Source organism: Nitrospirillum amazonense, from assembly GCF_007828045.1.
GTDB classification, from domain to species: Bacteria; Pseudomonadota; Alphaproteobacteria; order Azospirillales; family Azospirillaceae; genus Nitrospirillum; species Nitrospirillum amazonense_C.
Window position 1 is genome coordinate 50,547 of sequence record NZ_VITN01000001.1, and the last position, 12,492, is coordinate 63,038.

A 12,492-nucleotide genomic window follows, 5' to 3' on the forward strand; every position below is an offset into this window, starting at 1 on the left:
TAGAAATGGACAACGCGCGAAACGGGGAGATTTTAGGATGGCGATTGCGTTGGACCGCCTAGACCGGCGTATCCTCCTGGCCTTGCAGGAAAATCCCGACATCTCCACCGCCGACCTGGCGGCCAAGGTCGGCCTGTCGCACACCCCCTGCTGGCGCCGGCTGAAGCGGCTGGAGGAGGAGGGCATCATTCTGGGCCGGGCCCTGCTGCTGAATGCCAAGGCCCTGGACCTGCCCATCACCGTCTTCGCCGAGGTGCGGCTGAAACAGCATGACGAGGAAACGCTGGAGGCGCTGGAGCAGGTGGTGCGCGCCCGGACGGAAATCGTGGAGTGCTTTTGCATGGCCGGCGGCGAGGGCGACTACCTCATGCGCATCATCGTCAGCAGCGTGGAAAGCTATGAGCATTTCCTGAAAAAGGTGCTGCTGCACCTGCCGGGGGTGGCGGCCGTCAATTCCCGCTTCGCCCTCAGCTGCGTCAAGCTGACCACCAGCCTGCCCATCGCGGCCTGAAAGACGCCACGGGCCGGGCAGGAAAATCAGCGCCAGGCGTAATTGAAGCTGAGGGAGATGCGTTCCTCATCCGCGCGGTTCAGCGCCACCTCATGCCGCAGCCAACTTTCCCACATCAGCAGGGTGCCTTCCCGCGGGGTCACGGCGATGGTGGGTTGCGAGGCGCGGTCGGCCTTGGCCTTGCGCGGCGGGGCCGCCATCATGAAGGGCAGGCGCGGATCCTCGAATTTCAGGACCGACGCCCCGGCCGGCACCCGCACATAATACGTGCCGCTGATGACGCTGTTGGGATGGATGTGCGACCCATGGAAGCCGCCCGGATCCAGCACGTTGATCCACAGGCTGTCCAATTCCAGCTTGCGGCCGCCCAGATCCCAATCCTGCACCTTGGCGTAGGCCTTGGCATGACGGTCCAGCTGGGCCTTCAGCTTCTTGAGGATGGGGAAGCGCCAGATGAGATCGTCCAACGAGGCGTAGCTGGTATAGCCGGTGTAGCCGTGCTTGTCCGACCAGCGTTGCCCCGCGCCGTCATCCTCCGCCGCCGTCAGGCAGCAGGCCGCCACCTCTTCATTCAGGGGCAGCATCTCCGCCAGCTCGGCCCGGTAGACGCGGGTGACGAACAGGGCGTCGACCTGCGTATCGGACGGGGTGGCGGCGGGCGTGGAGGCGGGGGTATCGTCGGTCATGCCCTGGGCTTTAACCGGGCGGCGCGGTGGCGTCAATCGCGCCAGGAGAAAAAGGCCGGCGCCTCCCCGGTCAACCCGCCTACGCCGAAAACAGTAGGCTGCAGGCCGGGCGCTTTGGGTATAAAGGAACCCCCTGGGGGCGTTCGCCCTTATCACCAGGGCCCTTAATAACCAGGGCATGTCCCAAAACGAAGATCGGCCCAGGCCCCCGCCCCGCCCGCGGAGGTCCCGGGACCGGCACCGCCCACGGAACGCGCATCCATGCAGTTGGCCACCGACGCGCCACCGCCGGACGTCCGCAAGGATGATCCCCATGCCGGCATCGGCTTCACCGAATTCGTCCTGATGGTCTCGGCCATGATGGCGATGAACGCGCTGGGCACCGACAGCATGCTACCGGCGCTGGGCCAGATCGGCCGCTCGCTGGGGGTGACGGAGGAGCCGCGCTGGCAGTGGATCGTCACCGCCTTCCTGCTGGGGTTCGGCGGGGCGCAAATCCTGTATGGCCCCATCTCCGACCGCTATGGTCGCCGGCCCATCCTGCTGTGGGGCATCGTGTTCTACGCCCTGGGCAACCTGGCGGCGGCCCTGGCGCCGACGTTCGAGCTGCTGCTGGCCGTGCGCGTGGTTCAGGGCATCGCCGTCGCCTCCACCCGCATCGTCGTCGTGTCCGTGGTGCGCGACTGCTATGCCGGGCGGCAGATGGCGCGCGTCATGTCGCTGGCCTTCATGATCCTGCTGGCTGTGCCCATCCTGGCGCCCAGCCTGGGGCAGCTGATCATGCTGGTGGCACCGTGGCGCGCCATCTTCGCCTGCCTCGCCGCCTATGCCCTGGCGGTGGTCCTCTGGCTGTGGCGGCGCCTGCCGGAAACGCTGCACCCGGAATACCGCCGGCCCATCGACGTGCCCACCATCCTGTCCGCCGTCCGGCAAACGGTGACGGACCGCCAGGCCATCGGCTACACCCTGGCGCAGACCCTGATGATCAGCGCCGTCTTCGCCTACCTCAACAGCATGCCGCCCATTTTCGAAGAGGTGTTCAAGGCGCCGCAGCTGTTCCCGCTGATCTTCGCCCTGACCGGCATGTCGCTGGCCGTGTCCGCGCTGCTGAACGCCCGCATCGTCGTCCGCTTGGGGACCCGGCGCCTGTCGCATAGCGCGCTGCTGGGCTTCATCCTGTTCACCGGCATCCACACCCTCATCGCCCGGCATGGGGAAAGCCTGCTGGTCTTCACCGTGCTGCAGGCCCTGACCATGTTCTGCTTCGGTCTGGCGACCAGCAACTTCGGCGCCATGGCCATGGAGCCGGTGGGCGCCATCGCCGGCACCGCCGCCTCGGTCCAGGGGTTCATCAGCACGGTGGTGGGCGCCCTGGTGGGCTTCGTCATCAGCCAGCACTTCGACGGCACCACCCTGCCTCTGGTCGGGGGGTTCCTGTGCTGCGGCGTCGGCGCCCTGGCCATCGTGCTGGTGACGGAACGCTTCCAGCTGTTCCACCCGCGCATGGGGAAATGACCGGCGCCCGGCGTTTTCAGGGGATCACTTGTGCTCCGGCTTGTCTTCGGTCAGGGGCTGGCCGTCGTGCAGGTAGGGCGGCGCCTCGATCAGGACGAAGACGATGCGGCACGGGGTGGTGGCGCTGGGGTTGCGCCACAGGTGCATGGTGCCGCGCTGGATGATGATGCCGCCGGCACCGACGATGGTTTTGGCGCCGTCGTCCAGCTCCAGCTCCACCTCGCCCGACAAGACGATGCCGTAGTCGATGCTGTTGGTGCGGTGCATGGGCGAGGCGCCACCGGGCAGCATGTCCACCACCCGGATGACGGAGCCGTGGTCCAGGGTCAGGCCGGCGTCGCGCAGGCGGCCGTCCGTCTCGTCGTTGTTGTCGGCCGGGACGGTGGGGGTGGTCCAGATCAGGGTGAAGGCGGCATCGCCCGAGGGGATGCGCCGGGTGGGGAATTCATCGTCCGACGTGAAGATGGCGCGCGCGTCGGCGTCATGCCCCGTCACCACGCGGCGGACGGCGGGCAGCCCTGAATCACTGGTCATGGTGTCGAACTTTCTGCAGGGAATTAGATATCGGCCAGCAGCGCCGTCTGCGCCTTGGCCATCATGGCGCCCATGATCTCGGGCGAGACGTGGTCTTGCTGCGCCTTGCCGATGGCGACACTGCTTTCCACCACCAGGCGGCAGCGTTCGAAGCGCCGGTCGGTGAAGGCCTGGAAGGCGGCGGCCAAGTCGTCATGGCGCCCCAGTTCCTCCACCAGGACCAGGGCGTCCTCCACCGCGATGCCGGCGCCGGACGCCAGATGCGGGGTGGTGGCGTGAGCGGCGTCGCCGATTAGGATGCTGCGGCCCTTGAACCACTGATGGCGGGGCAGCAGCACGGCCTCCAGCGGGCGGACATTGACCCAGGAGTCCGCGTTCAAATTCTCACGCAGGGTCGCCACCGGACCGCCGAAGGGGGCCAGCAGCTGGGCCAGCCGCCGGTAGGCCGTCGCCTCGTCCACCCGGCGCATCTCGGGCACGTTTTCCAGCAGCCACAGGTACATCAGATCCTGGCTGACCGGCACCAGGCCGCAGGTCACCGGCGCGCCGACGAAAAAGTGCGAGCGGTCGATCTCAGGCGGGCGCTTGGCCACCACGCGCCAGCAATACTGGCCGGTGTAGGCGGGCTTGCGCGCGTCCGGGAACAGGAAGGACCGCGCCTTGGAGAAGGCGCCGTCGGCCGCGACCACGAAATCATAGGTGCCGGCGCTGCCGTCGCTGAAACGCACGTCCACACCACCGCCGGTGTCGGTCCATTCGGTGGCGGTCAGGCCCAGGCTGATCCGTACCCCCGCCTCACGCGTCAGCCGTGACAGCAGGGCGTGTAGGTCGGGCCGCATGATGCCGCCGGACACCGGCAGGTCGGGCTGGATGGGCCTGTCCTGGAGGTCGGCCACAGCCATGCCGTTGGGGGCGCACAGGCGCCCGCCCTCCGTCACATGAAAGCCCTGGGCCCTGAGGTCGTCCAGGATGCCCAGGGTCCGGAAGGCGCGGTATGTGGGCCCCGTCACGGTGATGCCGGCGCCATAGACACGCCAGTTGGGATCGGCTTCCACCACATGCACGGGCCACCCGGCGCGTCTGGCCAGGATGGCGAAGGACATGCCGCCGATGCCGCCGCCCAGGACAAGGATGGGGGCGCGGTCCGCGCGCGGTGAGGACTGAGGCATCGCCAACTTCTCCCGTTTCTTCCCTAGCGCGCCCTCTCAAAAGGGGCACGTCACGGGCGATCCTAGGAGCCGCTCAGCTATTGTTAAAATTGATTTGAAAGATAGCTTGGCAGCTGTCCGGCGGATGGGTCGCCGGCGCAACCGTTGCCGGCCGGCCTAATCCGCCGCCAGCACCTCGCGCACCACCGTCTGCAACTGCCGGCCGAATACCGGCTTGTACAGGATGGCGGCGGGATGGTCCTGGTTCATGCGTTCCAGCATCGCCGGTTCGCGCGAGGCGGTGATGAAGATGACCTTGGAGCCGACCAACTCATGGATGGCGAGGGCCGCGTCCACACCGTCACCCACGCCCTTCAGCCGCATGTCCATCAGCACCAGACGGGGCCGTTGGGCCTTGGCCAGGGCGATGGCGTCGGCGGCGGTCGCGGCGGTGCCGCACACGATCAGCCCCATGTCCTCGATCTGGATGCTGAGGGTTTGGGCGATCAGGAATTCGTCATCCACCACCAGGACGCAGTCTTGCAGACCGTCGCTCATGGCGCCGCCATCCCAACGGGGGAACCCGCCATATCCAGCACCGGCGTCGGCAGGATGATTTCCGCCCGTGTGCCCTTGTCGAACCGCATCGCGATCGTTCCGTCCAACTGCGCCACCAAACCCTTCACGATGGTGCTGCCCAGGCCGCGCCTGTAGCCGCCCCCATCCTCCTCCTCCACCGATGAAGGGGCCGGAATGCCGTCGCCGTCATCCGCCACCACCAGCAGCACGTCGCCCTCCTCCCGGCGGCGCATCGCCATTGTGATGGTGCCACGCCCATTCGGGAAGGCATGTTTCAGCGAGTTGGTGATCAACTCGGTCACCAGCAAGCCCAAGGGGATGGCGAAATCCAAATTGACCGTCAGCGGGCAGATGGCGATGTCCAGTTCCACTGCTTCGTCCGCCCCCGACAGCAGGATGTTGCGGGCCAGCTCATCCAGGAAGGGCGCGATGTCGAAGCTTTCCAGATCAGGGGAGGCCATCAGCTGCTGATGCACCAGGCCCAGGGCATAAACCCGGCTGCGCAGCCCCATCAGCGCCTGGCGCCCATCCGGATCCTTCAGCTGCAAGGCCTGCATCATCACAAGGCCGTCAATGATTTGCAGGTTGTTCTTCACCCGGTGATAGACCTCGCGCAACAACAGGTCGCGCTGCTTCAGGGCGGCGGTACGCTCGGCCACCACCAGTTCCAGGTCCGCCTTGGCCTCGCGCAGCGCCGCCTCCGCCGCCGCCCGTTCGGTCACGTCGATCAGCACCCCGGTGGCGCGGGTGGGGGCCCAGGTGACGGGATCGCGCGCCACGATCGCGCTGCGGTGGGAAAGCCAAATCCAGCCCCCGCCCCCCTCCGCCGCATCCGGATCGCCATCGGCCCGGCGCACGCGGTACTGCATCTGCACCAGCTCCGCAGCACCGGTCTGCAACAGACTCAGGCCGGCCGCGCGCTCCGCCTGGTCGTCGGGGTGGATCCAGTCGGCCCAGGCGGCGTATTCCGGGCCGGACAGAGGGAACCAGGTTTCGGCCGGCAGGGTGCCGCCCGTCACCTCCGCGGTGCGCCGATCCACCCAGCCCAGGCCCCGCGCCAAATTCAATTCCCAGATGCCCAGCTTGGCGCCCTCCGCCGCCAGGCGCAGACGCGTCTCGCTTTCCTTCAACGCCAGGGCCGTCTTGTGCATGGTGTCGATGTCCTCGACCACCGCCAGCAGCAGGGGCGGCAGCCGGGCGCCAGCCTTGCGCATTCCGGCCCCACGCACCAAGGTCGCGGACACGCGGCCCCAGACAGGTGTGCCATCCTGGCGCCGGAAGCGCAGTTCGCGGACGTAGACGCTGGCCTCGCCCGCCAGCAGGCGCGCCAACTCCAGCCCCTCCGCCGTCCGATCCTCGCCCCACAACAGGTCGGGCCATTCCATGCGACCCGCCAGGTCGGCCCGGTGGTAGCCTAGCATGCTGGCGAAGGCGTTGTTCACCCGCAGCATCAACCCGGTCTCCGGATTGACCTGCACCTTGCCCACGGCAGCCGCCTCGAAACTGGCGCGGTATTCCGCCTCGCTGCTGGCCAAGGCCTCCAGCGCCACCGCCCGTTCGGCCAGGGCCTCCGTGAGCTGGGCGTTGGCCGCGCGCAGTTCGGCCGTGCGCTCGGCCACCCTGCGCTCCAACTCGGAATTGACGGCCAACACTTTGGCCTCGCTCTCCCGCAGCAGCGCGGCGGTGCGCTCCTGCTCCTCGATGGTACGGGTCAGGGCGGCGTTCAACCGGCCCAGCTGCACCGGCGTGGGCAGGGCCAGCACGCGTGGCACCAGGGGCCACAGCATGACGGCGGTGGCCACCGACAGCAGCGCCGTGACCAGCTTCACCACCCCCTCCATCCCATAGGCGGGCATCCACAGGGTCAGGATGGACAGCATGTGGGTCAGGCCGCAGGCCAGGATGAAGGCCACGAACAAATGTCCCACCCAGCGGTAGGCCAAATCGTTACGCTTACGTACGAACCAAGCCAACGCCAGGGGTATGGAGAAGTAGGACAAGCCGATGACGGCGTCGGAACCGGCGTGCAACCAGATGAGGCCCGGCAGCCAACTGAGGCAGAAGCCATGCGGCGTGAGGCCGGATGGATCCAGCAACCAGTCCGTCAAACTCATAAGCGCCCTCCGCGGCAAGGACACCGCGTAAGGTTTCCGGAGTCCGGCCCTAAACCTTTGCGGGTGCCTAAACGGTGGCGCCGGGCAGTACGCCCGTCAAGTCGCGCGTTCGATTAGATTGACCAAGTCCTGCACGCACAGGGTGAGGCTCACGACGCCGGGGCCGGCGTTGGCCGGAGGGCGTTGGCCGGAGGGCGTTGGCCGAAGTCAGCTGGCAACCTCCCCCACGGCCTCCGTTACCTCGCGTCGGACCAGTTTGTCCAGCAGGGGGAACTGGGGGTCGCCCAGCCAGGCGCGCACGGCGGCCACATCGGCCAAGGCGTGCAGGGCGGCTGTCGCCTGCTCCGGCCGGCCGACCTTGACGGCGATACCGCCCAAGGCATGCACGCTCTCGAACGCGTGCTCATCCGGTACGTCGTCGCCGATGAAGATGGGACGGCGACCCTTGAACGGTTCCACGGTCATGAAGCGATAGACGGCATCGCCCTTGAGGGCTGCGGCCGGCAGCAATTCCACGCCCACATTGCCCTCGACCACCCGGTAGCCGTCGGGCAGGCCGGGCAGCGCCGCCTTGGCCAGCCGGGTGATATGGTCCAGGGACTGCGGGTGCGGCCCGGTATGGATGGCCAACACCGGGCCCTTGCGCTCGATGACGATGTTGGGGGCGCGGCCCAGCTCGGCCTCAGCCCGTTCCGCCAGGGCGGCCAGGGCGGGCGGCTCCTCCGCCGCCACCGCCGGCTCGTCCAGCGACAGCCGCAGCTCGATCCCGAACAGCCCGCCGGCGCGCAACACCATGGGCTGGAACAGCGTGTCGATGGATGCCAGCGACCGGCCGCTGATCACCGCGACCGCCCCGCCCAGCTGGCGGTCCAGGTTGGACAGTAGGGTGCGCAGCTCGTCATCCACCACCACGCCGGTGGGATCCTTGTGGTGCTCCAGCAGCGTCCCGTCAATGTCCAGGAACAGGGCCCAGCGGTCCCCGGCGGCGGGCGCCAAGGCGGGGGACGGCATCGCTTCAGAAATGGCTCGGCTCAACGTTCTTTCCTTTCCCCATGCTGACCAGGCGCACCACGTTGCGGCCCAGGGGCGTACGGCCCAAGGCCGTGCGGCTGAGCGCGCCGCGCGCCGCCTGCTGCCTGGCCAGGCGGGCCGTGACATTGGCGGTGTGGTGGCGTTTCCGCAGGCGGGCACCGTCCAGCAGCATGTTGCCCGCCCAGCGGTAGATGTTGTTTTCGCGCACCGTTTCGCGCATGCGGCGCATCCGCTCGCGCTGCTCCTCCGGCGACATGGTCAGGCCGCGCAGCAGAGCGTCGGCCGTGCCGCAAGTGTCATACGGGTTGATGATGATGCTTTCCGGCAGTTCCTTGGCGGCACCGGCGAAGCTGCTGAGCAGCAGTACGCCCTGTTCATCCTCCCGGGCGGCCACGAACTCCTTGGCCACCAGGTTCATGCCGTCGTGCAGGCTGGTGACCATGCACAGGTCGGCGGCCCGCAACAGGCCGTAGACCTCGTCCTTGCCGTAGGATTCGTTCAGCAGGTGGATGGGCTGATAGCCGTCGTGGCCGTAGCGGGCGTTCAGCTCATCCACAAAATCCAGGCATTCGCGCTGGCATTGCTGATAAGCCGGCAGGGCGGTGCGGCTGGGGGCCGCCACCTGCAGCACCACCATGCGGCCGATCCATTCCGGATGGCGCTTGAACAGCTCCTCCACCGCGCGGAAGCGGTCGATGATGCCCTTGGTGTAGTCGAAGCGCTCCACCCCCACGCACAGCTTCATGTCCGGCGCTAGGTTGAAGCGGTCGAAGATGGCCCGGCGGCTGGCCGGCACCGGCGGCTGGCGCGACAGCGAGGCGGGCGGCCATTCGATGGAGATGGGATGGGCGTGCACGTGGGTGGTGTGGCCGCCGAAGGTGACGGCCGACGAGTCCCGCTCGATCCGGCTTTCCAGGAAGCGGTCCACCGTCTCGATGAAGTTGTTGCAGTAATACTGGGTGTGGAAGCCCATGACCGAGCTGCCCAACATGCCGTCCAGGATACGTTCCCGCCACGGGCAGATGCCGAAGATCTCGGCGTTGGGCCAGGGGATGTGCCAGAAGGTGATGATGACGGCGTCGGGCAGCCGCTCGCGGATCATGCGGGGCAGCAGGGCGAAGTGATAGTCCTGGATCAGGACCACCGGACGCTCATCCCGCGCCTCCTCCACCACCACGTCGGCGAAGCGCCGGTTCACCGCCTCATACACCTCCCAATCCTCGGCGTTGAAGCTGGGCCGGGTGAAGGCCACGTGACACAGGGGCCAGAGGCCATCGTTGGAGAAGCCGTAGTAATAGTGCTTCTCCTCACGCTCGCTCAGCCAGACGCGGCGCAGGGTATAGCTGGGGTTGTCGGGCGGCACGGCGATGCGGTCGTCCGCATCCACGGTCAGATGATCGGCCGAGCCGCTGCCGTGCGCGATCCAGGTGCCGGCGCAGGTGCGCATGACCGGGTCCAGCGCCGCCACCAAGCCACCGGCCGGCGCCCGCAGCTTCACCGCCCCGCCCTCCTCCAAATCATGGATGAAGGGCTCGCGGTTGGAGACGACGATGACCTGCGCCCCCGTCAGCTCCGTCTTCAGCAGGTGGCGCAGCGTGTCCGGCGTCCAGGTGCCCAGCCGGTCGGTGGCGACGCCCTCCCCCTTGGTGGACCGCAGGGCGCGCTGGGCCGCGGCGTGGGCGTCGCGCGCGCCGACCACGGGTGAAGGCGCCCGGTCCCCCTCCGCCAAAACCTGGCGCCGCGTCTCTTCGTAGGTGGGAATGGCGGCCTCAGCCACCAGCGGATGGCGGTTGCGACCCCAGCGCAGCAGCAGTGCGCCGGAAAGGACAAGGGCCGCAACGGATAAGAGTAGGCTGGCCCCCACCAGGTAGACGGCGGCGGAGTCCTGCGTCAGCAGCGCGCCCAAATCGATGTCCATCATGGTGATACACCCATACCCTATCGGTTAAGAAAACTATGACCTGGTGTTATGATTGTAATAATCAGGTCATATATCGCGCAGATCGAACAGATATAGCCGTAACGGCGTTTTCTATTGGTCTGTTCCTCAGTATTCATATAGGAATTCTAGAGACGAGATTGTGTTCCAAAAAAGGCAACCGGGGTGGAAGCGGGACCGAAAATCCGCATAGGCAGCGTAAGACCGTGGCGGAGTGTCCGCCGGTTCCTTGGTCCCATCGCCCTAGACCTGTCGGCCCTTACGAGCGGACGATGAGCGGCACCAGGCCTTCCTCGTGGTCTGAAATGGAGGCGATGACCTGCCCCCCCATGCGCTGGAAGAAAAGATCGACGGTGTGTTCCCCCACCGTCACGCGGCGCACGGTCAGTTGATCGATACCGATAGGCAGCTTGGGCCGGTTGACGTGGATTTCCCCCCGCCAGCCGTCAACCTCGATGCCCAGGCAGGCCTGCAACAGCATGAAGACGGAACCGGCGGCCCAGGCCTGGGGCACGCAGGCCACCGGATAGGCGATGGGCGTCTCCCCCTGTTCACGGGGGAAGCCGCAGAACAGCTCGGGCAGGCGCATGCCGAAGCGCACCGCCGCCTCGAAGGTGTCGCTCATCAGCTTCACCACCCCCCCGCGCACGCCGTAGCGCGCCAGGCCGGCGGCGCAGATGGCGGTGTCGTGCGGCCACACGGACCCGTTGTGGTAGGACATGGGGTTGAAGCAGACCTCGGTGTCCGCCAGCGTGCGGATGCCCCAGCCGGTGTGGAAGGCGCCGGCCAGCAGCTGATCCGCCACGCGGTGCGCCCGCTCCGGCGAGGGCAGGCCCACGAACAGCAGATGCCCGACATTGGAGGCGCGCACGCGGCAGGGCCTGCCCTTGCCGTCCAGCGCCAGGGCGTAAAAGCCCATGTCCTCCATCCAGAAATGGGTTTCCACCGCCTGGCGCAGGGCCTCGGCCCGATGCTGCCAATAGGCGGCCTGCGCGTCCTCCCCCCGCCGCTTGGCCAGGCGGGCCAGGCCGCAATAGGCGGCGTAGACGTAGCCCTGGACCTCGACCAGGGCAATGGGCCCCTCCGGCAGGCTGCCGTCGGCATGCTGGATGCTGTCGAAGCTGTCCTTCCAGCCCTGGTTGGCCAGGCCGGATTCCTCGGCGCGCTGGTAGTCGACGAAGCCGTCGCCGTTCTGGTCGCCCGCCCCTTCCATCCATGAGGCGGCGGCGCAGAGCGAGGGCCACAGCTGGTCGATGAAGGCCATGTCGCCGGTGCGGTCGGCATAGACCGAGGCCAGGTAGATGTAGAGCGGCGTGGTGTCGACGCTGCCGTAATAGCGGCCGAAGGGCAGCTCGCGCAGCACCGCCATCTCCCCCTTGCGCGTCTCATGCAGGATCTTGCCCGGCTGCGCGTCGCTGAAGGGTGCCGTCTCGGTGGCCTGGTGGGTGGCGAGGAAGGCCAGCACCCCCCGCGCCAGGCGGGGGTTCAGCCACATCATCTGCAAGGCGGAGATGATGCCGTCGCGGCCGAAGGCGGTGGAGAACCAGGGGATGCCGGCATAGGGGTAGGGGCCGGTGGACAATTCCGTCGTCAGCAGGGCGGTGTCCGCCTGGGCACGCGCCAGCCAGTCGTTGAACACCCGGCCGGAGCTGTAGACGCTGGCGCCGCGACGACGCTTGGTGCGCATCTCCAGCCGCGCCCGCACCGCGGCGGCACGAAAGCGCACACGGCTGGGCGTGTCCGTCCGCTCGGTCCCCACCTCGATGTACAGGACATGGTCGCGGCGCTTGGGCAGGTTGATGTTGAACACGGCGCGATCACCCTGCAACCGGTCGGGCGCCTGGCTGAAGGACAGGGTGGACTGGCGGGTCACCTGGTCCAGGCCCTCATAGCTCAGCGTCACACCGTCGCCGGACAGCTGGGCCTCATGCGTGCGGCCGCGCAGCTGGCGGGTGGAGCCCCGCACCTCGAACATGTCGCGGAAGTCGGCGGCGAAATTGAAGGTCAGCGGCACGACGATGTCGCTGCTGCCGAAATTGGACAGGGTGACCCGCTCATACAGCCGATTCTGCCACAGGATGCGCGTGCGCTCGATATGGATGACGCCCCACAGGGTCATGCCGCCGCCGGGGGCGGGCATGGGCACGTTGGTGCTGTTGGCCGTGAACAGGATGTTGTCCTCGCTGAGCGAGGCGCCCAGCAGCGACGGTTCCTTATCGCCGATGCGCAACTGATAGCGGGACAGGATGCGGGTGTCGTCCACGAACAGGCCATCGCCCTGGCCCTGGATGTCGCCATGGGCGTCGGCCACGACGAAGCAATCGCCGTGCTTCAGCGCGAACAGCTTGAAGGTCTCGCGCGGGCCGCTGCCGTCGGGGCCGGCCAGGCCGATGGCCGGGTCCAACTGTCGTTCGTCGAGGGCTGCCATGGGGGT

General features: G+C 67.6%; 10 protein-coding genes. 2 read left to right on the plus strand and 8 right to left on the minus strand.

Translation table 11 applies throughout. The features are described 5' to 3' along the window. The first annotated feature begins 37 nt into the window (after positions 1-37). Positions 38-511 carry an Lrp/AsnC family transcriptional regulator gene (locus FBZ89_RS00205; RefSeq protein ID WP_145748035.1) on the plus strand — a complete coding sequence of 158 codons (474 nt, stop codon included), beginning with the start codon at positions 38-40 and terminating at the stop codon, positions 509-511. A gap of 26 nt (positions 512-537) precedes the next feature. Here the strand turns inward: FBZ89_RS00205 and FBZ89_RS00210 are convergent, their stop codons facing one another. After that, the gene (locus FBZ89_RS00210) at positions 538-1,197 is read right to left on the minus strand and encodes a TIGR02466 family protein (RefSeq protein ID WP_145748036.1); all 660 of its coding nucleotides are present in this window, start codon (positions 1,195-1,197) and stop codon (positions 538-540) included. Between the two features lie 261 nt (positions 1,198-1,458). Between FBZ89_RS00210 and FBZ89_RS00215 the strand changes: the two genes are divergently transcribed. Next, a complete protein-coding gene (locus FBZ89_RS00215) occupies positions 1,459-2,712 on the plus strand; it encodes a multidrug effflux MFS transporter (RefSeq protein WP_145748037.1) in 1,254 nt (417 codons plus the stop codon). Positions 2,713-2,736: 24 nt separating this feature from the next. On the opposite strand, the gene FBZ89_RS00220 is transcribed toward FBZ89_RS00215, so the two are convergent. The 7 genes from FBZ89_RS00220 to FBZ89_RS00250 all read right to left on the minus strand — a co-directional run bounded on the left by FBZ89_RS00220 (position 2,737) and on the right by FBZ89_RS00250 (position 12,486). After that, positions 2,737-3,246, minus strand: a complete 510-nt coding sequence (locus tag FBZ89_RS00220; RefSeq protein WP_145748038.1) for a cupin domain-containing protein — start codon at positions 3,244-3,246, stop codon at positions 2,737-2,739. A gap of 23 nt (positions 3,247-3,269) precedes the next feature. Continuing rightward, positions 3,270-4,415, minus strand: a complete 1,146-nt coding sequence (locus FBZ89_RS00225; protein ID WP_145748039.1) for an FAD-dependent monooxygenase — start codon at positions 4,413-4,415, stop codon at positions 3,270-3,272. A 156-nt stretch (positions 4,416-4,571) separates the two neighbouring features. Beyond that, positions 4,572-4,952 carry a response regulator gene (locus FBZ89_RS00230; protein WP_145748040.1) on the minus strand — a complete coding sequence of 127 codons (381 nt, stop codon included), beginning with the start codon at positions 4,950-4,952 and terminating at the stop codon, positions 4,572-4,574. Then, a complete protein-coding gene (locus FBZ89_RS00235) occupies positions 4,949-7,087 on the minus strand; it encodes a histidine kinase dimerization/phosphoacceptor domain -containing protein (protein ID WP_145748041.1) in 2,139 nt (712 codons plus the stop codon). Before FBZ89_RS00235 ends, FBZ89_RS00230 begins: the two co-directional genes overlap by 4 nt. Positions 7,088-7,294: 207 nt before the next feature. Further along, positions 7,295-8,122: a trehalose-phosphatase gene (gene otsB, locus FBZ89_RS00240; protein WP_211115048.1), complete on the minus strand. Its 828-nt coding sequence runs from the start codon at positions 8,120-8,122 to the stop codon at positions 7,295-7,297. Beyond that, positions 8,103-10,040 (minus strand): alpha,alpha-trehalose-phosphate synthase (UDP-forming), encoded by a 1,938-nt coding sequence (locus FBZ89_RS00245; RefSeq protein ID WP_211115049.1) that lies wholly within the window; start codon positions 10,038-10,040, stop codon positions 8,103-8,105. The genes otsB and FBZ89_RS00245 overlap by 20 nt, the downstream gene beginning before the upstream one ends. 277 nt (positions 10,041-10,317) lie before the next feature. Further along, positions 10,318-12,486, minus strand: coding sequence for an amylo-alpha-1,6-glucosidase (locus tag FBZ89_RS00250; protein ID WP_145748042.1), 2,169 nt, complete (start codon positions 12,484-12,486; stop codon positions 10,318-10,320). Positions 12,487-12,492: the final 6 nt, after the last annotated feature.

Bases quoted from the DNA above. Each gene is read 5' to 3' on its own strand.
- FBZ89_RS00210 (WP_145748036.1), bottom strand. From the start codon at position 1,197: ATGACCGACGATACCCCCGCCTCCACGCCCGCCGCCACCCCGTCCGAT.
- FBZ89_RS00220 (WP_145748038.1), bottom strand. From the start codon at position 3,246: ATGACCAGTGATTCAGGGCTGCCCGCCGTCCGCCGCGTGGTGACGGGG.
- FBZ89_RS00230 (WP_145748040.1), bottom strand. From the start codon at position 4,952: ATGAGCGACGGTCTGCAAGACTGCGTCCTGGTGGTGGATGACGAATTC.
- FBZ89_RS00250 (WP_145748042.1), bottom strand. From the start codon at position 12,486: ATGGCAGCCCTCGACGAACGACAGTTGGACCCGGCCATCGGCCTGGCC.
- FBZ89_RS00245 (WP_211115049.1), bottom strand. From the start codon at position 10,040: ATGATGGACATCGATTTGGGCGCGCTGCTGACGCAGGACTCCGCCGCC.
- FBZ89_RS00215 (WP_145748037.1), top strand. From the start codon at position 1,459: ATGCAGTTGGCCACCGACGCGCCACCGCCGGACGTCCGCAAGGATGAT.
- FBZ89_RS00205 (WP_145748035.1), top strand. From the start codon at position 38: ATGGCGATTGCGTTGGACCGCCTAGACCGGCGTATCCTCCTGGCCTTG.
- FBZ89_RS00225 (WP_145748039.1), bottom strand. From the start codon at position 4,415: ATGCCTCAGTCCTCACCGCGCGCGGACCGCGCCCCCATCCTTGTCCTG.
- FBZ89_RS00235 (WP_145748041.1), bottom strand. From the start codon at position 7,087: ATGAGTTTGACGGACTGGTTGCTGGATCCATCCGGCCTCACGCCGCAT.